Source organism: Streptomyces sp. NPDC031418 (assembly GCF_055581605.1).
In genome coordinates this window covers 106,853-129,612 of record NZ_JBVIJC010000026.1, presented here as the reverse complement: position 1 = coordinate 129,612, position 22,760 = coordinate 106,853, and the positions used below count along the sequence as shown (strand labels likewise).

Sequence of the window (22,760 nt, the reverse complement as noted above, 5' to 3'; positions counted from 1 at the left end):
AACGTCCACAGTTCTTCCGGCGCCATCCGCTCGACAAGCGCAGCAGTCATCACCCCAGACTGCCGCAAGATCACGCCAACTGAAATGACGTCTTAGCTGCGTCTTGTCGTCCACACCACGATGTGTGCTCGTGCAGAATCGGAGATCAGTGTCGCGCACCGATGTGGGTCTGGATTTCCAGCATGAAGCCTCCCGATGCGAAGGTGATATTTCATGGCTCGTCCTCCGGCGCTGAAGCTCGCCGAGGTCCTGGCGGAGATCCGTATGAGTCCGTCGGCGTTCTATCGAATGCGCGCTCGCGGGCAAGCTCCCCACATGATCAAGCTGCCCAATGGTGAACTCCGTTGTCGCCGCGCTGGCCTGGATGCCTGGTGGGATATGTGCGAAAGAGATTCTGATACTTGGCGATGAGTTACAATGTCCGCTTCTGGGACATACGCGAGCGCCCCGATCGGCGCAAGCCGTTTATGGTCCGGTGGACGGTAGACGGGCGAGAAAAATCAGAGTCATTCATGACCGTCGGGCTCGCTGACAGCAGACGCGCAAAGCTGATGACGGCAGCGCGCGACGGCGAGCCTTTCGATACGCATACGGGTTTGCCGGCGTCCGAGCTGCGAGCTATCAAGCAGAGGACGACGTGGTACGACCTTGCCCACGAATACCTCGACCAACGATGGGGCCGTACGCCGGGAAACACCCGCCGTACCCTGGCCGACGCGTTCGCCACCATCACGCCTGCCCTGGTGCACCCTGGCGCGTCCTACCCGGAGCCGCGGGTGCTGCGCCGCGCCCTCTACTTGTGGGCGTTCAACAAGAAGGCGTGGGCACATGAGCCGACTGAGGAGTGGCGGAAGGCCCTGGAGTGGATTAAGCGGAACTCCCTGCCTGTTAGCGCTCTCGCGGAAGCCGATGTGCTGCGACGGGCGCTGGACGCACTGTGTCGCAAGCTGGACGGTAAGGCGGCTGCAGCCAAGACGGCGCGGCGCAAGAGGGCCGCCTTCAACGAAGTCCTCAACACCGCAGTAGAAAAAGGGTACTTCTCGAAGAACCCGCTCAACGGGCTCAGGTGGAGCGCTCCGGCAGCCAACGAGGAGGCCCCGCTTCCGTTCCCAATCCAGCCCAGGTCGCCCGGCTACTCGCCGCGGTTGCTCAGCAGCGTGGGCGAGGCCCTCACCTGGAGGCGTTCTTCGGTTGCATGTACTACGCCGCGATGCGGCCGGCCGAGGTCATTCACCTCCGTCTCGAGCAGTGCCATCTCCCCGAGACCGGGTGGGGGCTGCTCAATCTGTCGGGCGGGGTCGTGACCGCAGGCAAGGAGTGGACGGACGACGGCGCGGTGCATGAGGTGCACTCGCTTAAGCGTCGTGCGGCTACAGCCACGCGGCCCGTGCCCATCCCGCCGCAGTTCGTGCGGATCCTCCATGCACACATCGCGCGGTTCGGCGTGGCGCCTGACGGTCGGCTGTTTCGGAACCAGGCCGGCAACTACGTGGATGCAGCTGCGTATGGCACGACGTGGGCGCGGGCACGGAAGTACGTTCTCACCCGCACGGAGCTCGCATCCGGCCTGGCCAAGCGGCCCTACGATCTCCGGCACGCTGGGATCTCGTTCTGGCTGTACTCAGGTGTGGACCCAGCCGAATGCGCTCGCCGCGCGGGCCAGAGCATCGAGGTCCTCTTCCGTCACTACGCCAAGTTCCTGGACGGCGTCCGGGAGCAGGCCAACCGCCTCATCGAGCAGTCCATGCAGGAGTGGGACCGCGTCAGCCAGGACGCGGCACCTGCTGGGTAACCGGGGGCTTTGGTCCGTGACTGGTCCGGAAGCACCGGTCAGGAGCGGGATAGCGGTGGGAGGAACTGGGAGTTACAACGTAAACCGGGCCCCGCTCTGAGCAGGCTCCGCCGAAGGCGCCTGACCGGCAAAAGACCAGGTCAGGCGCCTTTTCTCGTGCGTCTAGAAGAAGCCGAGCTTCTTCGGTGAGTACGACACCAGGAGGTTCTTGGTCTGCTGGTAGTGCTCCAGCATCATCTTGTGCGTCTCACGCCCGATCCCCGACTGCTTGTACCCGCCGAACGCCGCGTGCGCCGGATAGGCGTGGTAGCAGTTGGTCCACACGCGGCCCGCCTGGATGGCGCGGCCCGCGCGGTAGGCCGTGTTGATGTCTCGGGTCCACACGCCCGCTCCGAGCCCGTACAGCGTGTCGTTGGCGATCTTGACGGCGTCGTCGAAGTCGTCGAAGGAGGTCACCGAGACGACCGGGCCGAAGATCTCCTCCTGGAAGATCCGCATACGGTTGTCGCCCTCGAAGATCGTCGGCTGGACGTAGTAGCCGCCCTTCAGCTCGCCGTCGAGTTCCACGCGCTCGCCGCCGGTGAGCACCTTCGCACCCTCCTGCCGGCCGATGTCCAGGTAGGAGAGGATCTTCTCCAACTGGTCGTTGGAGGCCTGTGCGCCGATCATCGTGTCGGTGTCGAGCGGGTGCCCCGGCCTGATCCGCCGCGTCCGCGCCACGGCCGCCTCCAGGAACTCCGCGTACTGGCCCCGCTGCACCAGCGACCGGGACGGGCAGGTGCACACCTCGCCCTGGTTGAGCGCGAACATCGTGAAGCCCTCGAGCGCCTTGTCGCGGAAGTCGTCGTCGTGCGCCCACACGTCGTCGAAGAAGATGTTCGGCGACTTGCCGCCGAGTTCCAGGGTGACCGGCTTGATGTTCTCCGAGGCGTACTGCATGATCAGCCGCCCGGTGGTGGTCTCCCCGGTGAACGCGATCTTCGCCACCCGCGGACTCGACGCCAGCGGCTTGCCCGCCTCGACACCGAAGCCGTTGACGATGTTCAGCACACCCGGCGGCAGCAGGTCGGCGACCAGACTCAGCCAGTAGTGGATGGAGGCCGGTGTCTGCTCGGCGGGCTTCAGGACCACCGCGTTGCCCGCGGCGAGCGCCGGCGCCAGCTTCCACGCCGCCATCAGGATCGGGAAGTTCCAGGGGATGATCTGCGCGACGACCCCCAGCGGTTCGTGGAAGTGGTACGCCACCGTGTCGTCGTCGATCTCGCTCAGCGACCCCTCCTGAGCCCGGATGGCCCCGGCGAAGTACCGGAAGTGGTCGATCGCGAGCGGGATGTCCGCCGCCAGGGTCTCCCGCACCGGCTTGCCGTTCTCCCAGCTCTCGGCGACCGCGAGGGCTTCGAGGTTGGCCTCCATACGGTCGGCGATCTTCAGCAGGATGTCACTGCGCTCCGTCACCGACGTCCGGGCCCACCCCGGCGCGGCCTCGTGCGCCGCGTCCAGCGCCCGCTCGACGTCCTCGGCGCTGCCCCGCGCGATCTCGGTGAACGGCTGCCCGTTGACCGGCGACGGATTCTCGAAGTACCGCCCGCGCACCGGCGGCACATACGCACCGCCGATGAAGTGGTCGTACCGCGCCTGGTAGGAGACGATCGCGCCCTCGGTGCCCGGCGCCGCGTAACGAGTCATGCTGGTCTGCCTCCCGGTCCAGCGCTGCCCGCCGTTGGGCAGCTCCCGGCGCGAGGCTAGGCGGACGGACGTTGCAGGCACGTTGCACCGCAGGTCCGCGCCGGTGCCCGGCCGGCCGGTGCGGTCAGTTCGGTCTCCAGCGCGGCGAGCCGGGCCCGCACCGGCGCGGTGGGCCGCACCGCGGCCAGCGCCCGCCACACCTCCAGATCCTCCTCTCCCCATGGCGCGTGCGCCCAGTCCGCCAGCAGGTCCGGGTCGCGCCGCGCGATCAGCGCCGCCCGCAGCCCGCCGGCGAGCCGGTCCCGCAGCCGTACGATCGCCGGAGCCTGCGAACCGGGCAGCAACGGGCCGGTGTACGCCTCCGCCGCCGCGGTGAGCGCACCCGCCTCCAGCCGTCGCTCCACCACACTCGCGTCGGACTCCACCGCGGCCGTCAGCCGGTACGGCCGTGAGGCGAGCAGCCCCGGCCCCAGCAGGCGGCGCAGCCGGGCCAGTTCTGCGCGCAGCGTCACCGGGGTCACCGACTCGTCCGCGTAGAGCGCACACAGCAGCTCGTCACCGCTCAGGCCCTCCGGATGCCGGGACAGCAGGACCAGGATCTCGCTGTGCCGGCGGCTGAGTCTGATCCGCCCTCCTTCCAGGGTGAGTTCGGCCTCGTCCCGGCCCAGCGCGCTGAGCAGCGGGACGCCGGCGGCGCGCCGCGGCGGGGCGAGCAGGGCCAGCTGTGTCTCGGCGGCCCGCGCCACCGCCCGCACGAAGCCGAGGCTGTGCGGATGCGCCAGCCCGTCCCCGCCGGTGATGTCGACCGCGCCCAGCACCCGGCCGGTGCGCGGATCGTGCACCGGCGCCGCCGCGCACGTCCACGGCTGCACCTGCCGGATGAAGTGCTCCGCCGCGAATACCTGCACCGGCCGGTCCACCGCCACGGCCGTCCCCGGCGCGTTGGTGCCAACCGCCGTCTCCGACCAGCGCGCACCGGGCACGAAGTTCATCCCGTCCGCCCGGCGCCGGGTCACCGGATGGCCCTCGACCCACAGCAGTCTGCCGTGCGCGTCGCACACCGCCAGTAGATGCTCGCCGTCGGCGGCGAAGGTGCCCAGCAGCTCCCGGAACAGCGGCATCACCCGGGCCAGCGGGTGCTCCGCCCGGTAGGCGCCGAGCTCGCCCCCGGTCAGCTCCACACAGGCGCTGCCGTCCGGTCCGACACCGGCCCGTGCGCTGCGCCGCCACGACTCCGCCACCACCGAGCGCACCGGCCGCGGCACCCGGCCCACTCTGGTGAACGTCTCGTGCGCCCGGCGCAGTTCCCGGACCCGTGCGGCGGGGTCGGCTCCGGCTTCCAGGGCCACCCACGGATCGGTCAACTCGGCCTCCCCGACGCTGAAACGGCTGCCTCCATGGTCACGCACGGTGTTCGCACGGACAACCAGTGCGACACCGGTTCACCAACCCTCTGCGTATCGCCTCCCTCCTGTGGGGCGTGACAGCCGGCGGATGCCCCTAGGCGAGGTTGACCAGTCGGATGTAGCGGACCCAGTCCCAGTTCGGCCCGGGATCGGTGTGGTCGGTGCCCGGCACCTGGTAGTGGCCGATGATGTGCTCCCTGTCCGTGGGAATGCCGTACTTGGCACAGACGGCCGCCGTGAGCCTGGCCGACTGCTCGTAGAGCGCGTCAGTGAAGTAGGCGGGCTGGTCCACCCAGCCCTCGTGTTCGATGCCGATGCTGCGGGTGTTGTAGTCCCAGTTGCCCGCGTGCCAGGCGATGTCCGTCTCGTGCACACACTGGGCCACATGGCCGTCGGCCGAGCGGACCAGGTAGTGCGCGGAGACCTTCTTCGCCGGGTTCGCGAAGATGGCCAGCGTGTTCGCGTACGTCTCCTGTGTCACATGGATGATCACGCGGTCGATGAGGTAGCTGTCGGGGCGGTCGGAGGTGGTGTAGTTGGAACTGCTCGCCCCGGCCCACTGGGCCGGCGGGTAGTCGACCGGCTCGGTCGCACCGGCACGCGCTTCGGGCAGCAGCGCGTACGGCACGGCGGCCAGCGCCGCCCCCTTCAGCAGCCACCGTCTGCTCAGACGCGGCTTTACCGGGTCCATGTCCATCGTCGGGCCCCTTTCGGGAGTGTGGGGGTGATGTGGGGTGGGGGAGTGGGGCAGGTTGAGGGGAGGGGTGGGGGAGCGAGGACGGGTATGGCGGGAACGTCAGTGGTGCAGACCCGGTGCGTTCCGGCGCGCTCGCTCGGGCACACCGGGGTACGCGTCCGGCGCGGTCGGCCGCTCCTCGCCGAGCGTGGCCAGGCACGTGTCGTTCCCGTCGCACGCGCTGGCCAACGGTGACGGGCCCGCCGGGGTTGCGCATCGGTACGCGTCCGGCTCACAGATCCCGCGCTGGTGCACCGGCCACCGCACGGGGTCCGGCAGCGGTATTCGCCATGCGCCCGTGCGATTCTGGGATCGCAATGAGGCCGTGCGGTTCCGGGCTCGGAACAGGGCCCTGGTCGTCTCCCCGTGCATGTGTCCCCCGATGCCTGTGAGGCCGCTGCCGTCCGGCGCGTGCGCGTTCCCTGATCCGAGAGGCGGCCGACGGATCTGACGGCCCGGCAGTTCCGCCTCGTGCCCTCACGGTACGGCGCGGGCGGAGCGGGCAGAAGGGTCCGCCGCGGTTCCGTGGACAGGCCCCTCCTTGTGGACAACTCGGCCACCCGTTCGGGTGAGTTCAGTGGTCCACGCCGGGAGGAGGGGCATCCGTCCAGCGGCCTGTCAGGCCCGCGTCATCGCCCGCCGAGGCCCCGGCCAGGCGGACTGTCCCGCCTCCCGCCGAGGCCCCGGCCGGCCGGGCCGCCCGGCCGCCCTCCCGGGCCGCCGCGCCGGCACGGTCACACCGGCACACCCTCGCTCAGGTACACCACGCCCCCGCTCAGCGCGGCCGCATACAGGGCCAGCAGCGTGGACCGCCGTGTCACAAGCGGCAGTTCCTCCAGCTCGGACGGTGCGAACAGTCCGTGCCGGTCGTGTTCCGTGCTCAGCCGGATGCGGGTGCCCTCGGCCAGCGTGCCGCCGTGGAAGAAGGAGTCGAGGACCGGACCGGTGCCGAGCACGTCCACCCGGTGGTCGATCCCGAGCAGCTGCGGCGCCGGCCCCAGCTCGACACCGGTCTCCTCGCGCATCTCGCGGCGCGCCGCGGTCCAGGGATCCTCGCCGTGGTCCAGCATGCCGCCGGGCAGCCACCACCGGCCCGCGTTCGGGTGGCCCGGACCGTAGCGCAGCAGCAGGACGCGAGACTGCCCGTCCAGCATCAGCACGCACGAGGCGAGCAGAGCCTGTGGCTGGGTTTTGACCCATTCCGCCCGCGGCACCCAGCCCGTCATCAGGCCCCCCTCTCCGACGAGCCCCAGCGTGCCAGGCGTCAGGACCGTTCCGCCACCGTCGCCGGATCGTCCAGCACGGCCCGGACGACCGAGTGCGCCGCGCCGAGCAGCGGCCCCTGCGGACCCAGCCGGGACACCGACACCGGGCAGGCCGGGCCCGCCGTACGGCCCGTCAGCTCCGCCTCCAGCGAGGGCAGCAACCAGGGCGAGAGTCCGGCCAGGGCGCCGCCCAGCACCACGGTCTCGGGGTCCAGCAGGTTCACCGCTCCGGTCAGGGCGATGCCGAGCGCCGTACCGGCATCCCGCAGCGCCGCCCGTACCCCCTCGTCGCCCTGCTCCGCCCGTTCGGCGAGCAGGCCCACCAGGTCCTCCCGCGGTTCGAGTCCGGCCGCGCGCAGCACCGCTTCCTCGCCCGCGTACTGCTCCAGACAGCCCCGGCCGCCGCACGGGCACGGGGGACCGTCCGGCCGGACGGGCACATGGCCCAGCTCGCCTGCGAATCCCCGGGTGCCACGCAGCAGTCCGCCGTCCACTACGACCGCGGCGCCGATGCCGATCTCGGCCGACACATGCAGGAAGTCGCCCGGGGTGGCCTCCCCGAGCCACAGCTCGGCCAGCGCACCGAAGTTGGCCTCGTTGTCCACGGTCAGCGGCAGGCCTGCGGGCAGCAGAGCGCCGAGGTCCGTGTCGCACCAGTCCAGGTTGGGGGCGCGTACGACCGTCCGCCCGTCCCGCGCCACCAGGCCGGGCACGGCCACCGCGAGACCGGCGGGCCAGAGTTCCGCCTCCTCCGCCTCGGTGACGACCCGGCGGATCAGCCCGGTCAGCTCCTCGATCACCGGCCCGGGCGCCCGTCCCCGGTTGGCGCCGTGCCGTACCGCTTGCGCGCGGACCGTGCCCCGCAGATCCACCGCGCACACCGCGAGGTGATCGACGCCGATCTCGGCGCCGATCCCGGCGGGCCCGCGGCCGCTCACCGCGAGCGCCGACCCCGGGCGGCCCACCCGGCCGGGCCGCTCCGGGCCCAGTTCCTCCAGCAGTCCCCAGCGGATCAGCTCGTCCACCAGGGTCGACACCGCCGCCCGCGTCAGCCCGATGTGCGAGGCGACCGCGGCCCGCGACAGCGGCCCCTCGGCGCTCACGGCGTGCATCACCCGGGCCAGATTGCGCCGGCGCATGCCCTGCTGGGTGTCCGGCAGGGCACGGCCGGCACCCGGGCGGGCCTCGTGCAGCGGTGCGGTCATGCCTCCGTCAATCCTTGTCCTGTGCCGCCGGGCTCTGCGCGGGCGGCTGGGTGTGGGTCCCCCGCTCCAGCAGCGGGGCCGCGTCGGAGAGTACCCCGCTGATCCTGGCCAGCGTCTCCCGGTCCGGTTCCACGGCCTCCAGCACCGGGCCCGCGGCCGTGTTCCAGCGGCGGGCCACCGCCGCGGGGTCCTCGCCGGTCAGCAGCCCGGCCGCCTGCGCCGCGGCGCCCAGGGCGACCAGTTCTTGTGCCTGGGGCACCTGGACGGGCCGTCCCGACAGGCGCCGTACCGTCTGCTGCCAGGCGGTGCCCCGGGCGCCGCCGCCGATCAGCAGCAGCGGGGTACTGCGGTCCGCGTCCTCGTCGAGGACCAGGTCGAGCGCGCCGAGCAGCGCGTGCACCGCGCCGTCGTACGCGGCTTGCAGCAACTGGCCCGGGGTCGTGTCGTGACGCAGTCCGTGCAGCAGGCCGGAGGCGCTCGGCAGGTTCGGGGTGCGCTCGCCGTCCAGATACGGCAGCAGGGTCACCGTGCCCCCGGGCTCGACGGCCTCGCGGTCCAGGCCGAGCAGCGTGGCGACCCGGTCCACGGCCAGCGTGCAGTTCAGGGTGCAGGCCAGCGGCAGCCAGTCGCCGCGCGCGTCCGCGAACCCCGCCACCGTGCCGGTCGGGTCGGCCGGGCGGTGCCGGGAGACGGCGTACACCGTGCCGGACGTGCCGAGGCTCAGCACCGGGGTGCCGGGCCGCAGGCCGAGCCCCAGCGCCGCCGCCGCGTTGTCGCCGGTGCCGGGGGCCACCAGCGTGCCCTTGGAGAACGGCAGGTCATGGCTGTCGCGCACGGTACCGGCCACCTCGCCCGGCCCCAGCACCCGGGGCAGCAGTGCCGGGTCGAGACCGATATGAGCGAGGACCTCCTCGTCGTAGCCCTCCGTCCCCGACGCCCACCAGCCGGTCCCCGAGGCATCGCCGCGGTCGGTGGTGCCCTGCCCGGTCAGGCGCTCGGTGAGGTAGTCGTGGGGCAGCCGCACCGCTCTGGTCGCCCGCACGGCCTCCGGCTCGTGCTCGGCCAGCCAGGCCCACTTCGTGGCCGTGAACGACGCCCCGGGCACGCTCCCGGTGCGCTCCGCCCAGGCCTTGGGCCCGCCCAGCTCCTCCACCAGCCGGCGGGCCTGGGGCGCTGAGCGGACGTCGTTCCACAGCAGCGCCGGACGCACCGGCTCGCCCCGCTCGTCCAGGGTCACCAGGCCGTGCTGCTGGCCGCCGATCGACACCGCGGCCGCCTCGTGCGCCGCGTCGCCGCACTGACGCAGCGCCGCGCACAGGGCGTCCCACCACTGGCGAGGATCACTCTCCCGGCCCACTCCGGAGGACACGGTGTGCGGCGCCTGGCCGCTCGCCACCACCTGCCCGGTGGCCGCGTCGACGACGAGCGCCTTCGTGGACTGCGTGGATGTGTCCACGCCGACGACGAGCGGACCCTCGGCTGCTGACATCGGGCTCTCCCTCTTCCGCGGCTCAGCGGGATGCGTACTGGCTGTTCTCTTCCCACAGGTGCGTCCGCATACTAATTTGTAAACGGCCATGACGAAATAGTCGTACGCAGCAAGGAGCCGCGGCATGAACTACCAGCCCACCCCCGAGGACAGGTTCACCTTCGGCCTGTGGACCGTCGGCTGGCAGGGAAGGGACCCGTTCGGCGACGCCACCCGCCGTGCCCTCGACCCGGTCGAGACGGTGCAGCGCCTGGCCGAGCTGGGCGCCTACGGAGTGACCTTCCACGACGACGACCTGATCCCCTTCGGCTCCTCGGACACCGAACGCGAGTCGCACATCAAGCGCTTCCGCCAGGCGCTGGACGCCACCGGCCTGACCGTGCCGATGGCCACCACCAACCTCTTCACGCACCCCGTCTTCAAGGACGGAGCGTTCACCGCCAACGACCGTGACGTGCGCCGTTACGCGCTGCGCAAGACGATCCGCAACATCGACCTGGCGGTCGAGCTGGGCGCGAAGACGTATGTCGCCTGGGGCGGCCGGGAGGGCGCCGAGTCCGGCGCCGCCAAGGACGTGCGCGTTGCTCTGGACCGCATGAAGGAGGCCTTCGACCTGCTCGGCGAGTACGTCACCGCCCAGGGCTACGACCTGCGCTTCGCCATCGAGCCCAAGCCGAACGAGCCGCGCGGCGACATCCTGCTGCCCACGGTCGGCCACGCGCTGGCCTTCATCGAGCGCCTGGAGCGCCCCGAGCTGTACGGCGTGAACCCTGAGGTCGGGCACGAGCAGATGGCCGGTCTGAACTTCCCGCACGGCATCGCCCAGGCCCTGTGGGCGGGCAAGCTCTTCCACATCGACCTCAACGGCCAGTCCGGCATCAAGTACGACCAGGACCTGCGCTTCGGCGCCGGCGACCTGCGCGCCGCCTTCTGGCTGGTCGACCTGCTGGAGAGCGCCGGCTACACCGGCCCCCGGCACTTCGACTTCAAGCCGCCGCGCACCGAGGACCTCGACGGCGTGTGGGCCTCGGCGGCCGGCTGCATGCGCAACTACCTCGTCCTGAAGGAGCGTGCCGCCGCCTTCCGCGCCGACCCGGAGGTGCAGGAGGCACTGCGCGCCGCGCGCCTGGACCAGCTCGCCCAGCCGACCGCGGCCGACGGCCTCCAGGCGCTGCTCGCCGACCGCACGGCCTTCGAGGACTTCGACGTGGAGAGCGCGGCCGCGCGCGGCATGGCCTTCGAACGGCTCGACCAGCTGGCCATGGACCACCTGCTGGCGGCCCGCGGCTGAGCACCCACGCGCGTAGGCCGTCGCCCACGCGCGCGGGCAGACGCGAAGAGCCGGGGAGGCGGCATGGGCACGTGCCCCTCCCCGGCCCGCCGGGAGGCCCGCGTCACAGCCCCTCGGGCAGCCGCACGTACACCGCGGTCGTCCTGACGCCGCTGTCGACCGTTCGTCGCTTTGACGGAGCGTCAGTCCGCCCATTCCGCGGCGCATCGCGCCGCGGCCAGTGCCGTGGCCGGATCGCGGTCCGCGCCGTCCGCAGGGACCCAGTGGCCGTCCTCGTCGTGGTACGGCCACCAGCGGCCGTCCCGTCCGAGCCGCAGCTGGACCGTGCCGTCCGGGAGGGTCCACCGGTTGCCGCTGTGCCGGAACACCGGCCGCTCGTCCTCCCCCCAGGCCGACTCCAGCGCTGCACGCGCGCGTGCCAGCGCCGCGCCCGCCACCTGCCACTCCTCCTCGAACACGGCCAGGGCCGCCGGACCTCCCACGCGCCAGGCCCGGACCGCCGCGGCCAGTTCCGCGCCGCCCCGCCCCGCCCCCTCGGCGAGCCGCCGGGCCACCGCGCCGGGCACCGGTCCGCAGGCCAGCCGTACCGCGTCCTGCGCCGTCGTGAGCCCCTCCGCGGGTGCATCCCCGGACCGGAACCGCGCCAGCATCCGGTACGCCTCCACGGCGGTACGGCCCGCCAGATGCTCCAGTGCGACGGTATCGACCCCGGGTGCCGGCGCCGTTCCGGCGTCCAGGGACGGCGATGTGCCGGGCTCGTCGGGGAGTCCGGGCAGAGCGGGCAGCGGGGGCAGGGCGTCCGCCGCCGCCCAGGCATGCGCCGCATCCAGGCCCGCGCCCACGTCCGCGGGCCCGGCGTCGGCAGGCTCCGCCCGGGGCGTGGTGCTCCGTACGTGCAGCTCGGACAGGAAGGTCCCCCTCCGCCGCCCGCGCAGCAGCAGGAGCAGAAACGGATCCTCGTCCAGCAGCCTCGCCACCTGGTGACACAGCGCGGCGGTGTGCCCGCAGTGGTCCCAAGCGCCGCAGTCGCACTCGGGGTCCAGCTCGCCCAGGCCCGGCAGCAGATCGACCCCGCGCGAGGCCGCGTCCTCGACCAGGTGCGGCGGCAACTCCCGGTCCAGCAACGCGGCCAGATGCCCGGCCTGTTCCACGGCCAGGTCCAGCAGCCGGCCCCACGCCGTGTCGGACAGCTCCGGCACCAGGACGTCGGCCCGATGGGCCGCCCCGCCCGGATCGCGTACGACGGCCGTGACCCGGCCCGGCCGTACGGTCACCGCGCCCACCGCACCCGCGCGCGCGAGCCGGCGCCCCGCCTTGACCGCCGTGGCGTCCAGAGCGGCGTCCTCCAGCGCCCGCAGCCAGGCCCGCCCCCACCAGCTCCGGGCGAACCCACGGCCCCGCACCGGCGGCAGCGCCGCCAACGTGCGCCCAGCGTCACGGTCCCGCTCGTCGTCGTCACGGCTCATCGCGCCTCCCCGCGCAGTTCCACCAGTGCGGCCAGGTCCGCGTCCGTCAGCTCCGTCAGCGCGGCCTCGCCGGAGCCGAGCACCGCGTCGGCCAGCTCCCGCTTGCGGCCCAGCAGCTCCGCGATGCGGTCCTCCAGAGTCCCCTCGGCGATCAGCCGGTGCACCTGCACCGGCTGATCCTGCCCGATCCGGTACGCGCGGTCGGTGGCCTGCGCCTCGACCGCCGGATTCCACCACCGGTCGTAGTGCACGACATGCTCCGCGCGGGTGAGGTTCAGACCGGTGCCGGCCGCCTTCAGCGACAGCAGGAACACCGGTGCCTCACCGTCCTGGAAACGCCGGACCAGCTCCTCGCGGGCCGCCACGGGAGTGCCCCCGTGCAGCAGCAGCGACGCCACCCCGCGCGCCGCCAGATGCCGTTCGAGCAGACGCGCCATGCGGACGTACTGCGTGAACACCAGCACCCCCGAGCCCCCGGCGAGGACGGTGTCGAGGAGTTCGTCCAGCAGCTCCAGCTTCCCCGAGCGCCCGGCAAGCCGTGGCTCGTCCTCCTTGAGGAACTGCGCGGGGTGATTGCAGATCTGCTTCAGACCGGTCAGCAGCTGCACGATCAGACCCCGGCGCGCCATGCCGTCGGCGGCCGCGATCCGTTGCATCGTCTCGCGGACCAACGCCTCGTACAGTCCTGCCTGTTCCGGGGTGAGCGTGACGGGACGGTCGGTCTCCGTCTTCGGCGGCAGCTCGGGTGCGATGCCGGGGTCCGACTTGCGGCGCCGCAGCAGGAACGGCCGCACAAGCCGCGCCAGCCGCTCGGCGGCAGGGTCCCGGCCGGTCTCGACCGGCTGCGCGTACCGCGCGCGGAAGGTGCCGAGGCTGCCGAGCAGGCCCGGTGTCGTCCAGTCGAGGATCGCCCAGAGTTCGGTGAGGTTGTTCTCCACCGGGGTGCCGGTGAGCGCCACGCGTGCGCGTGCGTCGATGGACCGCAGCGCCCGCGCGGTCGCCGAGTACGGGTTCTTCACATGCTGGGCCTCGTCGGCCACGACCAGCCCCCACGGCACAGCGGCCAGCCCGGCGGCGTCCAGGCGCATCGTCCCGTAGGTGGTCAGCACGAACTCCCCGCGCGCGACGGCACCGAGATCACGCCCGGCGCCATGGAACCTGCGCACCGGCACCCCGGGAGCGAACCGCTCGATCTCGCGCTGCCAGTTGCCGAGCAGCGACGCCGGACAGACCACCAGCGTCGGACCGGTGGTCGAGGCCTCCCGCTGCCGGTGCAGATGCAGCGCGATCAGCGTGACGGTCTTGCCGAGGCCCATGTCGTCGGCCAGGCAGCAGCCCAGGCCGAGAGCCGTGGTGCGGGCCAGCCAGTCGAGGCCGCGCAGCTGGTAGTCCCGCAGGGTGGCGGCCAGACCGGGCGGCGGTCCGGTGGCTGGCGCGGGCTCAGCCCCGGCGAGCCGTTCCCGGAGCCGGGCGAGCCATCCCGTGGGCCGTACGTCGACCAGCCGGCCGTCGACCTGTGCCGAGCCCGTCAGCGCGGCGGCCAGGGCCTCCACGGGCGAGAGGGCCCGCTCCTTGCGGCTTCGGGCGCGCTGCGCCTCGCGCGGGTCGACCAGAACCCAGCCGTCGTGCAGCCGGACCAGCGGGCGCTTGGCCTCCGCGAGCCGGTCCAGCTCCTCCCCGCACAGCTCCCGCCCGCCCAGCGCGAACCGCCAGCGGAACGCGACCGCGCCGGCTCCTGGGAGGAACGCGGACGGGCCCGCCGGTGCACCGCTCGTCTCCGTTCCGTCGTCCGGCGGGCCGACGGCCGCGTGCGCGGTGAGGCCGCGCACGGCCTCCTTCGGCCAGTGCACCTCGACTCCGGCCGCGGCCAGCGCTCGGCCGTCCTCGCCCAGGAGTTCGGTGATCTCTTCGTCGGCGAGGTCCACGGTGTCGGGCACGGCGGCCGAGAGCAGGGGCGTCAGCGGCGGCCAGACGCGGGCCGCGCGGCGCAGCGTCAGCAACGCGTCCGCACGCGCGCGTGGGCCGAACGCACCCCGCACGTCCGCCGCCCCGGTCCACAGGCCCGCGGCATCCATGACGTCCGCCGCGCCGCTCGGCCCATGCACCTGGAGCACGGCGCGGAAGCGGACGGCAGCCTCCTCCTGCGGCGCCTCGCCGAGTCCGGGCATCTCCACCCGCAGCGACAGCCGTACGCCCGCGTCATGGGCGGTGGCGATGTCGTCGGCCCACGCCCGCAGGGCGGGCAGCCGCTGCGGCTCGGCCACGGCGTACGGAGGGCCGCCGGTCACCAGGGGCGCGGCGGGGGAGCGGGGCAGGGTGTCGGCGACCGCGTCCAGGAAGGCGCGCAGCAGCCGCTCCGGAGCGGGCAGCTGGGGTGGCCCCGACGGCGCGAGCGGCACGGCGTGCGCCTCCGGGGGCATGGCGGCGGCGCATTCACGGATCAGCTCCGTGTCCCGCGCGGACAGCGGTCCGATCCGCCAGGCGTCGTGCTCGCCCGGTGAGAGCCCCGGCAGCAGCAGCCCACGGGCCAGGAAGTGCAGGGCCAGGGCGTATGCCGACCCCCAGAAGGCACCGGCCCGGTGCACTTCGGGGAGTCCACGCACGCGCGTGAGCAGCGGCAGAGCCGCGCCCGTCGACAGCGCGAGGACCGGGCGCCGGACCCGCTCGACGCCGCCGTCCGCCGCCGGCGCGACGACGTCCAGCTCATCGGGGTATCCGTCGACGCCGCCGGGCGGAGGCGCGCCGTCCGGACGCCAGAAGGCGAACCGGCCGGCCCGGGCGGGATCGGACGGCAGGAACACGACGCCGCAGCGGGCCAGTTCGGACAGTTCGGAGGGTGGTGCGCATTGTTTGCCCTGCACGCTCTGCCGCACTCCTCAAATTTGACTACTCGGGTTGGGGTCGCCGAGGGTACAGCACGCGGAGGGTGAACGGGACATGCCGACGCCGTCGCGACGGGCGACCCTTAGGGGGCGGCCTCCGGGATGTCTCCGGGACAGGGCCGGAACAGCGGGAAGCGGGCGGCCGTTCTCAGTGCAGAAGCGGCAGCGGCCGTGAAGGAGGCGACGCTCATGTCCAAGAAGCTGATGATCGCCGTGGGAGGTGTGGCGATCGGGCTGATCCTGTTGGCCTGGCTGCCCTGGTGGGTGGTGTTCCTCGTCGTGGTCGGAGTTCCGGTCGCCGCCTATCTGGCGCTGGACCCCTCCCAGCGGCGCAGGCTCCGCCGTGTCACCCGCAAGGAACTCGGCCGCTGAGCGGCCGGGGACCCGACGGCGCGGTGGGCCGGAGGGCGAGCGCGGCTCACAGGGGTCGTACGGCCAGCTTGTCGAGCGCCTCCAGCAGGCCCGGCAGCTCGGGACCCCGGCCCACCGGCAACACCTCGCCGGGTTCCTCGTCCAGCAGCACGAACGCGATGTCGTCGGTCCGCGCCACTATCGACCAGCCGGGGCCGTCGGCGCGCAGCGTACGGGCGTCCCCGGTGGCGAAGGAGGAACGCACCCGGCCGAGCGGCGGCGGCGTGTCGAGATAGGCGCGCGCCTCCGCGAGCACTCGCCTGACGCCCTGATGGCCGCCCTGCGGCACGCTCGCTCCGCCCTCCGCGCGGGGCTCGGCAGACGCCCCCTGCGGCTCGCCGGCAGGGAGGAACTTGTCGTCGCTGATCTGCTCCCGCCACATCGCCCACTGGAGGGCGATCTCATCGGCGCCGAGGCGCCGCTGCGCAGGGCCCCACGAGCTGGTGTCCGGCGGACTCAGCGGCGCCTGGTCGCCCGCCTCCACCGCAGGGTCGTGCGGCGCGGGTACGCCCGGGGCGGCGACGGCCACCGCCAGCGGCCAGCCCGGCAGCGCGGTGACGACGGCGCGCTCGTCCGGGGACAGCTCGTACTCCATGCCGCAGTCCCAGGACGCGATCGCCACAGCGACCAGCGAGACGTCGTCGATGACGACCGTCCACCGCGCACCGTCGCCGTCCTGGCCCAGCACCAGGCCGTATCCGTCGGCCCGGGGTGGCAGGCCCAGAGCCGCACAGGCCTCCGGGTAGTCGTCGCCCAGCACGCTCGGGAACTGCGCCGGCGTCAGCAGTACCGCTGTGAGTACATACAGCGCGTCGTCTGCGGCGGCGACGGCCTTCTCGTCCGTCCCGGCCATCTCTGCCTCCCCAGTGGTTCTTCCATCGGCGCGCACCCTAATGCGGGCGGAAGGCGGTTGTCACGACTCCGCACACCACCCGGACCTGCCGGTTTCCACCTGGACGGGGCGAAACGGCCACGGTCTCCACAGGACTTCCCCAGACCGCCACTCGTCCCGGAGGGGCCACGGCTCCGGTCCGTGGGGCTGTCATTCTCGGCCGCTCCTCCGCCGCTCGGCGACGTATGCGGCACCCGTCCCGTCCCCGGCCTGCACGGCCGGCCCACCTGGACACCTCAGCGGCCGGCACCCTCGAGTGACGCGAGTGTGTCGCGCAGCCAGCCGAGTTCGGCCCGGCTCGTGGCCCGCGCGATGGTGAGAACGCCGCGCCGGAACGGATCGTCCAGCTCCTCGGCGCGCAGCGGCCGGTCGCCGTCGTAGAAGAAGCTCGCCGGCTCCTCCAGGAAGGCCAGCCGGCGGCGCAGCACGGCGGCCTGGGCGGCGGGGTCCTCCAGGTGCCGCAGGAACGCGAGCAGCGTGAACCAGTGGTTCTCGTCCGTGATCTCACGCTGCGCGGGCTCGGCGAGCCGCCGCCGCAGCTCACGTCCGCCCTCCTCGGTCAGCCGCAGCACATGGCGGGGCGCGGCCACCGCGCCGGGCTCGGTCGCCCGCGCCAGCAGACCGGCCTTCTCCAGCCGTTTGATCGCCGGGTACAGGGTGCTCTCGGCGACGGGCCGCACATGGCCGGTGAGCGCCGCGATATGCCGGCGCAGGACGTATCCGTGCAGCGGGGCGTCGTAGAGGAATCCGAGGATGGCGAGTTCCAGCATGACGGCATTCTGCGGCATGACGGTGTACATCGCCCCCTCCATACCACCTTGACGCAATACATCGGCACCGATGTATTGTCGCGGGACAGCACAGTCGGCGGGGAGAGGTGCCATGCGGCAGGCCGTATTCGACAGCGAGGGAAGCTGCGTCCGCTGGACGGAGGCGCCCGGTGCGGAACCCGCCCGGGTGTACCTCCACGGGCTCGGATCGATGTCCTCCGTCTATCACGCGCACATCGCGGCCCGGCCCGAACTGGCGGGCCGGCGCAGCCTCTTCGTCGACCTGCCCGGGCACGGAGTGAGCGACCGGCCCCAGCACTTCGGGTACACCCTGGCGGAGCACGCCGACGCGGTCGCGGCGGCCCTGGACACTGCCCAGGTCGCCGGCGCCGAGCTGATCGCGCACAGCATGGGCGGCGCCGTCGCCATCGTGCTCGCGCACCGGCGCCCCGACCTGGTGTCCCGGCTGGTGCTCACGGAGGCCAACCTGGACCCCTTCCCGCCGCCGACCGCCGGCAGCAGCGGAATCGCCGCCTATACGGAGGACGAGTTCGCCGAGCGGGAGTACGCGCGCGTGCTGGACCGCGTCGGGCCGCTGTGGGCGGCCACCATGCGGCTCGCCGATCCGCGCGCCCTGCACCGCAGCGCCGTCGGCCTGCGCCAGGGCTCCGATCCGGTGATGCGGACGATCCTGGAGGGGCTGCCCGTGGACCGCGTCTACCTGCAGGGCGAGCACAGCGGCGACCTCGCGGGCAGCGCGGACCTGGAGGCCGCCGGGGTGCGGGTGGTGACCGTGCCGGGCGCCGGCCACAACGTCATGTTCGACAACCCCGACGCCTTCGCGGCGGTCGTCGGCGGGGCGGGCTGACCCCGGGTCAGCCCTCGCGGACGGCGACCGCGAGGAAGCGGGTGTCCTCGTCGGCGTACGAGGTCATACGCCAGCCCGAACGAGCCAGGCGCGGCCGGAGGTTGGGTTCTGCCCGAAGGTCGTCGGGGGTGATCCGGCGGCCGTGGCGCGCCGCCAGCGCGGCCCGGCCGATGGGGTGGAACAGCGCGAGCGTGCCGCCCGGCCGTACCACCCTCGCCAGTTCCCGCAGGTTGTCCTCCGGCTGCGGCAGATGCGCGATCAGCCCCGCCGCGAACACGGCGTCCAGGCACCCGGAGCCCAGCGGGAGTGCGGCGACGTCGGCGAGCAGCAGCCGGCCGTCCCGGTCCCGGCCCGACCGTACGGCGGCCTCGAGCATCGCCGGCGTCAGATCGGCGCCGAGCACCACCCCGGAAGGCCCCACGGCGGCGCGCAGCGGAGGCAGTGCGCGCCCTGTGCCGCAGCCCGCGTCCAGGACCCGGTCACCCCGACGCAGCCCGAGATCCGCGACGGCGGCCGCGTAGGCGGGGCCGTCGTCGGGGAACCTGCTGTCCCAGTCGGCCGCCCGCGCGGTGAAGAACTCCCGGACATGTATGTGGTCGTCGCTCATGCTCCGCATGATCCCTCACCAACACGAGGGATGCCCCTGTGCGCATGTTCGAGCTGGACGCGATCGTTCCAGCGCATCTCAGTGTCATATTCCAACACCTTTCGAAATGCGCCCCCTTTGTGCACCCGTGCACCCCTAGCGTCCCTGGGCCATGGGACACCTGGACCACGCCGCCTTCGGCTGGCTGACCCCCGTGCTGTCATACGTGATGGCCTGCACCGGCGCCGCTCTCGGACTGCGCTGCACCGTCCGCGCGCTCGCCACCACCGGCCGCGCGCGCCGCAACTGGCAAGTCACCGCCGCCTCCGCGATCGGTACGGGCATCTGGACCATGCACTTCGTGGCCATGCTCGGCTTCCGCGTCAGTGGGACCGACATCCGTTACGACGTGCCGCTGACCATGCTCAGCCTTCTCGTCGCCATGGTCGTCGTCTGCGCCGGCGTCTTCGCCGTCGGCCGCAGTCGCGACCGCACCCGGTCACTCCTCCTCGGCGGTCTCACCACGGGTCTGGGCGTCGCCAGCATGCACTACCTGGGCATGGCCGCGGTCCGGCTGCACGGCGACGTCAGGTACGACCCCGTGCTCGTCGGGCTGTCGGTGCTGATCGCCATCGTGGCGGCGACCGCGGCCCTGTGGGCGGGGCTCAACATCAAGTCCCCCCGCGCGGTCACCGTCGCCTCCCTCGTCATGGGAGCGGCCGTCAGCAGCATGCACTACACGGGGATGTTCGCGGTGAGTGTGCGGGTGCACCCCTCCGGCGCGGCACTGCCCGGGGCAACGGCGATGCAGTTCATCTTCCCCCTCGCCGTCGGCCTCGGTTCCTACCTGTTCATCACCTCGGCCTTCGTCGCCCTCTCGCCGAGCGCCGACGAGCGCGAGGCCTCCGCCTCCGCCCAACGGCCCGTCGAGTCCCTCACCCCCTGAGGCAGTCCCGAGCGCTCCGCCCACACCCCGAGCGAGGAGGCCATGCGCCCACCCCGTACCACCCCGAACGACGGCACCCCGGAGCCGTCCCCGCACCCGCCCCGCGGCCGCCGCGCGCACGCCGGCCCGCCCGCCGACGGCTCCCTGGGCAGGGGACCGCGCCCGGCACGCGCCCGCGGAGCGCGCCGCCCCCTGCGGCCGCGGACCGTGCGCGCCAAGGTGGTCAGCCTCCTGATGGTGCCCGTCGTCTCCCTGCTCGCTCTGTGGGCGTACGCCACCGTCAGCACCGCCCAGGACGTCGCCCGGCTCCGCGAGTCCCAGCGTGTCGACGCCGAACTGCGCACCCCGGTGGCCACCGCCGTCATCGCCCTCCAGGCCGAACGCACCGCCGCCGTGCGCTACGCCACCGCCCCGCCCGGCACCGAGGGCAGCGACCTCGAAGGGCTGGCCGCCCGCACCGACCGGGCCGTGGCCGCGCTGCGGCTCGGTGACGGCAGCACCGTCGCCGACAGCCAGGAACTGCCCTCCGACATCTCCGACCGCCTCGCCGCCTTCATCCAGGGCGCCGAGCGTCTCCGTACGCTGCGCAGGGGCGTTCTCGACCACCGGACCGCCTGGAACACGACGTACGAGCAGTACACGAACAGCATCGCGGCGGCCCTCGCCGTGGACGGCACCCTCACCGCCGTCCAGCGCTCCGACACCGGCTCCGACGCGCGTGTCCTGCTCGAGTTCTCCCGCGCCGCCGAGGCACTGGCCCAGGAGGACGCCCTGCTCGGCACCGCGCGGACCGCGGGCGCGCTCCGGGGCGAGCGGCTCCGGCTGTTCAGCGCCGCCGTCGCCGCGCGCCGCACCCTCACCGACACCGCCGTCCCGGACCTCCCCACTGCCCAGCGCGCCGCTTGGCGCGCCCTCGCCGGCAGCCGTTCCTACACCGACCTCGGCCGCGCCGAGGACAAGATCGTCAACGGTGGCCCGGTCGCCGAGCCCGACGCGGCCGGTCAGGGCCTCTGGAGCGCCGCCCACGCGCGCATGCAGGACGGCATGCGGACCATCGCGCGGGACACCGGTCGTGCCGTCGCCGGACGCGCCGACCCGTTCACCCGCGGACTGCTGAGCCCGGCGGGCGCCGCCGTCCTCCTCGGCCTCGCCGCCGTCGCCGCCTCGCTCGTCATCTCCGTGCGGATCGGCCGGGCACTCGTGGTCGAACTCGTCAGCCTGCGCAACGACGCCCTGGAGATCGCCCGCCGCAAACTGCCCCAGGCCATCCGGAAACTGCGCGCGGGAGAGGAGATCGACATCCACGCGGAGGCACCCGCCGGACCACCCGCCGAGGACGAGACCGGCCAGGTCGCGGAAGCCCTCACCACCGTGCACCGCGCCGCGCTGCACGCCGCCGTGGAGCGTGCCGAACTCGCCAGCGGCATCTCCGGGGTCTTCGTCAACCTGGCCCGCCGCAGCCAGGTGCTCGTGCACCGCCAGCTCAGCCTGCTGGACCGCATGGAACGGCGCTCCGACGACCCCGACGAGCTGAGCGACCTGTTCCGTCTGGACCACCTCACCACCCGGATGCGGCGGCACGCCGAGAGCCTGATCATCCTCTCGGGGGCGGCACCCGGCCGGGCCTGGCGGCTGCCCGTCCCGTTGACGAACGTCGTACGCGCCGCCGTATCGGAAATCGAGGACTACGCGCGCGTGGAGGTACGGCAGTTCCCCGAGGCGCATATCATCGGAGCGGCGGTCGCCGACCTCACCCATCTGCTCGCCGAACTCGTCGAGAACGCGGCCCAGTTCTCGCCGCCCCACACGCGCGTACGCGTCACCGGGGAGCCCGTCGGCAACGGCTACGCCCTCGAGATCGAGGACCGCGGACTCGGCATGGGCGGCGACACCCTCTCCGAAGCCAACCGGCGCATCGAACAGTCCGATGCCCTCGACCTGTTCGACAGCGACCGGCTCGGGCTCTTCGTGGTCAGCCGGCTCGCCTCCCGGCACAGCATCAAGGTGCACCTGCGGACGTCGCCCTACGGCGGCACCACCGCCGTCGTCCTGCTGCCGACCGCCCTGCTGCACACCGGCCCGGCCGACCGCCCGCCCCGCCAGGACGAACAGACCGTCACCGAGCGGGATCGCGGGTACGCGCGCGTGTCCGGCGCCGCCCCGCCGCCGGAACCCGTCACCGTGGGCTTCGGCCGGCCCGCCCTGGCCGTCACCACCCCCGAGCCGCGCAACAGCGCCCACCCACCCCGCCCGCACCGCGCCGCCGCCCCCGAGCCGGATGCGTACGGCACCGCCCCCGGCCCAGGCGCGTACGAGCCCCCGCCACCTGGAGTGACCCCCCTGAAGCTGCACCGCCCTCCGGACGAGTCCGAGCCCTCCGACGACCTCCCGCGCCGGGTGCGCCAGGCCAGCCTCGCCCCCCAGCTGCGCCAGCAGCACACGGCAGAGGCGGACCCGTCCCCCACCCGCCACGGCGACGACCGGCGCACCCCCGAACTCGTGCGGGACCGCATGGCGGCCTACCGCGCCGGCTGGGTGCGCGGCGGGGGCCGGCAGCCGGGCCGCGGTGCCGCCCCGGAACCCGAAACGCGCAGTGACAGCAGCGAAGGAGACCCGGCATGATCCAGGACCCGAACCCGAGGACAGGGCGGCGATCCGGCGAACTGGACTGGCTGCTGGACGACCTGGTGATGCGGGTGCGCGAGGTGCGGCACGCCGTGGTGCTGTCGAACGACGGACTGGCCGTCGGCGCCTCCAGCGGACTCGCGCGCGAGGACGCCGAGCACCTCGCCGCCGTGGCGTCCGGCTTCAACAGCCTCGCCAAGGGCGCGGGACGGCACTTCGGAGCCGGCGGGGTACGCCAGACGATGGTCGAGATGGACGACGCCTTCCTCTTCGTGGCAGCCGCCGGAGACGGCTCCTGCCTCGCGCTGCTCACCGCCGTCACCGCCGACATCGGCCTCGTCGCCTACGAGATGGCGCGACTGGTCAAGCGCGTCGGCGAACACCTCTACACCCCGCCGCGCGTCACCGCGCAGCCGCCCGCCGCCGGATGAGCCGGAGAGGCAC

General features: G+C 73.1%; 19 protein-coding genes. 8 read left to right on the top strand and 11 right to left on the bottom strand.

The features are described from left to right. Window positions 1–213: 213 nt before the first annotated feature. Together ACZ5CZ_RS32090 and ACZ5CZ_RS32085 are read left to right on the top strand one after the other, a co-directional pair. The gene (locus ACZ5CZ_RS32090; RefSeq protein WP_468947848.1) at window positions 214–411 is read left to right on the top strand and encodes a helix-turn-helix transcriptional regulator; all 198 of its coding nucleotides are present in this window, start codon (window positions 214–216) and stop codon (window positions 409–411) included. A gap of 784 nt (window positions 412–1,195) precedes the next feature. Next, entirely contained in the window at window positions 1,196–1,792 is a 597-nt protein-coding gene (locus ACZ5CZ_RS32085; RefSeq protein WP_468947847.1) for a hypothetical protein, read from the top strand. Window positions 1,793–1,954: 162 nt separating this feature from the next. Here ACZ5CZ_RS32085 and adh read toward each other — a convergent pair whose 3' ends face one another. The 6 genes from adh to xylB all read right to left on the bottom strand — a co-directional run bounded on the left by adh (window position 1,955) and on the right by xylB (window position 9,579). Beyond that, window positions 1,955–3,478 carry an aldehyde dehydrogenase gene (gene adh, locus ACZ5CZ_RS32080; protein WP_468947845.1) on the bottom strand — a complete coding sequence of 508 codons (1,524 nt, stop codon included), beginning with the start codon at window positions 3,476–3,478 and terminating at the stop codon, window positions 1,955–1,957. Between the two features lie 56 nt (window positions 3,479–3,534). Then, on the bottom strand, window positions 3,535–4,842 hold the full coding sequence (locus ACZ5CZ_RS32075) for a GAF domain-containing protein (protein WP_468947844.1): 1,308 nt from the start codon (window positions 4,840–4,842) through the stop codon (window positions 3,535–3,537). Window positions 4,843–4,978: 136 nt separating this feature from the next. Beyond that, on the bottom strand, window positions 4,979–5,575 hold the full coding sequence (locus ACZ5CZ_RS32070; protein WP_385842288.1) for an N-acetylmuramoyl-L-alanine amidase: 597 nt from the start codon (window positions 5,573–5,575) through the stop codon (window positions 4,979–4,981). Window positions 5,576–6,354: 779 nt separating this feature from the next. Further along, window positions 6,355–6,846 (bottom strand): NUDIX hydrolase, encoded by a 492-nt coding sequence (locus tag ACZ5CZ_RS32065; protein ID WP_468947842.1) that lies wholly within the window; start codon window positions 6,844–6,846, stop codon window positions 6,355–6,357. A 38-nt stretch (window positions 6,847–6,884) separates the two neighbouring features. Beyond that, window positions 6,885–8,090: an ROK family protein gene (locus ACZ5CZ_RS32060; RefSeq protein ID WP_385842290.1), complete on the bottom strand. Its 1,206-nt coding sequence runs from the start codon at window positions 8,088–8,090 to the stop codon at window positions 6,885–6,887. Between the two features lie 7 nt (window positions 8,091–8,097). After that, on the bottom strand, window positions 8,098–9,579 hold the full coding sequence (xylB, locus tag ACZ5CZ_RS32055) for a xylulokinase (RefSeq protein ID WP_468947840.1): 1,482 nt from the start codon (window positions 9,577–9,579) through the stop codon (window positions 8,098–8,100). 124 nt (window positions 9,580–9,703) lie between these two features. Between xylB and xylA the strand changes: the two genes are divergently transcribed. Then, window positions 9,704–10,870, top strand: a complete 1,167-nt coding sequence (gene xylA / locus ACZ5CZ_RS32050) for a xylose isomerase (RefSeq protein ID WP_468947839.1) — start codon at window positions 9,704–9,706, stop codon at window positions 10,868–10,870. A gap of 182 nt (window positions 10,871–11,052) precedes the next feature. Here xylA and ACZ5CZ_RS32045 read toward each other — a convergent pair whose 3' ends face one another. Together ACZ5CZ_RS32045 and ACZ5CZ_RS32040 are read right to left on the bottom strand one after the other, a co-directional pair. Then, window positions 11,053–12,336: an SWF or SNF family helicase gene (locus ACZ5CZ_RS32045; RefSeq protein WP_468947837.1), complete on the bottom strand. Its 1,284-nt coding sequence runs from the start codon at window positions 12,334–12,336 to the stop codon at window positions 11,053–11,055. Beyond that, window positions 12,333–15,197: an SNF2-related protein gene (locus tag ACZ5CZ_RS32040; protein WP_468947835.1), complete on the bottom strand. Its 2,865-nt coding sequence runs from the start codon at window positions 15,195–15,197 to the stop codon at window positions 12,333–12,335. Before ACZ5CZ_RS32040 ends, ACZ5CZ_RS32045 begins: the two co-directional genes overlap by 4 nt. Window positions 15,198–15,407: 210 nt before the next feature. On the opposite strand from ACZ5CZ_RS32040, the gene ACZ5CZ_RS32035 reads away from it, so the two are divergent. Next, the gene (locus ACZ5CZ_RS32035; protein WP_385842295.1) at window positions 15,408–15,590 is read left to right on the top strand and encodes a hypothetical protein; all 183 of its coding nucleotides are present in this window, start codon (window positions 15,408–15,410) and stop codon (window positions 15,588–15,590) included. 46 nt (window positions 15,591–15,636) lie between these two features. Here ACZ5CZ_RS32035 and ACZ5CZ_RS32030 read toward each other — a convergent pair whose 3' ends face one another. Both ACZ5CZ_RS32030 and ACZ5CZ_RS32025 read right to left on the bottom strand, forming a co-directional pair. Beyond that, the gene (locus tag ACZ5CZ_RS32030; protein ID WP_385842296.1) at window positions 15,637–16,482 is read right to left on the bottom strand and encodes a hypothetical protein; all 846 of its coding nucleotides are present in this window, start codon (window positions 16,480–16,482) and stop codon (window positions 15,637–15,639) included. Between the two features lie 275 nt (window positions 16,483–16,757). Then, window positions 16,758–17,291, bottom strand: a complete 534-nt coding sequence (locus ACZ5CZ_RS32025; protein WP_467541131.1) for a PadR family transcriptional regulator — start codon at window positions 17,289–17,291, stop codon at window positions 16,758–16,760. Between the two features lie 112 nt (window positions 17,292–17,403). Between ACZ5CZ_RS32025 and ACZ5CZ_RS32020 the strand changes: the two genes are divergently transcribed. Then, window positions 17,404–18,159: an alpha/beta fold hydrolase gene (locus tag ACZ5CZ_RS32020; RefSeq protein WP_468947834.1), complete on the top strand. Its 756-nt coding sequence runs from the start codon at window positions 17,404–17,406 to the stop codon at window positions 18,157–18,159. A 7-nt stretch (window positions 18,160–18,166) separates the two neighbouring features. Here the strand turns inward: ACZ5CZ_RS32020 and ACZ5CZ_RS32015 are convergent, their stop codons facing one another. Next, the gene (locus ACZ5CZ_RS32015) at window positions 18,167–18,766 is read right to left on the bottom strand and encodes a class I SAM-dependent methyltransferase (protein ID WP_468947832.1); all 600 of its coding nucleotides are present in this window, start codon (window positions 18,764–18,766) and stop codon (window positions 18,167–18,169) included. Between the two features lie 151 nt (window positions 18,767–18,917). Here ACZ5CZ_RS32015 and ACZ5CZ_RS32010 point away from each other — a divergent pair, with 151 nt between their 5' ends. The 3 genes from ACZ5CZ_RS32010 to ACZ5CZ_RS32000 are packed head-to-tail and all read left to right on the top strand — an operon-like array spanning window position 18,918 to window position 22,747. Then, a complete protein-coding gene (locus tag ACZ5CZ_RS32010) occupies window positions 18,918–19,691 on the top strand; it encodes an MHYT domain-containing protein (protein ID WP_385842299.1) in 774 nt (257 codons plus the stop codon). 42 nt (window positions 19,692–19,733) lie between these two features. Next, entirely contained in the window at window positions 19,734–22,313 is a 2,580-nt protein-coding gene (locus ACZ5CZ_RS32005) for a sensor histidine kinase (RefSeq protein ID WP_468947831.1), read from the top strand. Then, window positions 22,310–22,747: a roadblock/LC7 domain-containing protein gene (locus ACZ5CZ_RS32000; RefSeq protein ID WP_450786796.1), complete on the top strand. Its 438-nt coding sequence runs from the start codon at window positions 22,310–22,312 to the stop codon at window positions 22,745–22,747. The genes ACZ5CZ_RS32005 and ACZ5CZ_RS32000 overlap by 4 nt, the downstream gene beginning before the upstream one ends. The last annotated feature ends 13 nt before the right edge of the window (window positions 22,748–22,760 follow it).

Bases quoted from the DNA above. Each gene is read 5' to 3' on its own strand.
- ACZ5CZ_RS32030 (WP_385842296.1), bottom strand. From the start codon at position 16,482: ATGGCCGGGACGGACGAGAAGGCCGTCGCCGCCGCAGACGACGCGCTG.
- xylB (WP_468947840.1), bottom strand. From the start codon at position 9,579: ATGTCAGCAGCCGAGGGTCCGCTCGTCGTCGGCGTGGACACATCCACG.
- adh (WP_468947845.1), bottom strand. From the start codon at position 3,478: ATGACTCGTTACGCGGCGCCGGGCACCGAGGGCGCGATCGTCTCCTAC.
- ACZ5CZ_RS32020 (WP_468947834.1), top strand. From the start codon at position 17,404: ATGCGGCAGGCCGTATTCGACAGCGAGGGAAGCTGCGTCCGCTGGACG.
- ACZ5CZ_RS32005 (WP_468947831.1), top strand. From the start codon at position 19,734: ATGCGCCCACCCCGTACCACCCCGAACGACGGCACCCCGGAGCCGTCC.
- ACZ5CZ_RS32070 (WP_385842288.1), bottom strand. From the start codon at position 5,575: ATGGACCCGGTAAAGCCGCGTCTGAGCAGACGGTGGCTGCTGAAGGGG.
- ACZ5CZ_RS32015 (WP_468947832.1), bottom strand. From the start codon at position 18,766: ATGAGCGACGACCACATACATGTCCGGGAGTTCTTCACCGCGCGGGCG.
- xylA (WP_468947839.1), top strand. From the start codon at position 9,704: ATGAACTACCAGCCCACCCCCGAGGACAGGTTCACCTTCGGCCTGTGG.
- ACZ5CZ_RS32035 (WP_385842295.1), top strand. From the start codon at position 15,408: ATGTCCAAGAAGCTGATGATCGCCGTGGGAGGTGTGGCGATCGGGCTG.
- ACZ5CZ_RS32065 (WP_468947842.1), bottom strand. From the start codon at position 6,846: ATGACGGGCTGGGTGCCGCGGGCGGAATGGGTCAAAACCCAGCCACAG.
- ACZ5CZ_RS32025 (WP_467541131.1), bottom strand. From the start codon at position 17,291: ATGCTGGAACTCGCCATCCTCGGATTCCTCTACGACGCCCCGCTGCAC.
- ACZ5CZ_RS32090 (WP_468947848.1), top strand. From the start codon at position 214: ATGGCTCGTCCTCCGGCGCTGAAGCTCGCCGAGGTCCTGGCGGAGATC.
- ACZ5CZ_RS32010 (WP_385842299.1), top strand. From the start codon at position 18,918: ATGGGACACCTGGACCACGCCGCCTTCGGCTGGCTGACCCCCGTGCTG.
- ACZ5CZ_RS32060 (WP_385842290.1), bottom strand. From the start codon at position 8,090: ATGACCGCACCGCTGCACGAGGCCCGCCCGGGTGCCGGCCGTGCCCTG.
- ACZ5CZ_RS32000 (WP_450786796.1), top strand. From the start codon at position 22,310: ATGATCCAGGACCCGAACCCGAGGACAGGGCGGCGATCCGGCGAACTG.
- ACZ5CZ_RS32085 (WP_468947847.1), top strand. From the start codon at position 1,196: ATGTACTACGCCGCGATGCGGCCGGCCGAGGTCATTCACCTCCGTCTC.
- ACZ5CZ_RS32045 (WP_468947837.1), bottom strand. From the start codon at position 12,336: ATGAGCCGTGACGACGACGAGCGGGACCGTGACGCTGGGCGCACGTTG.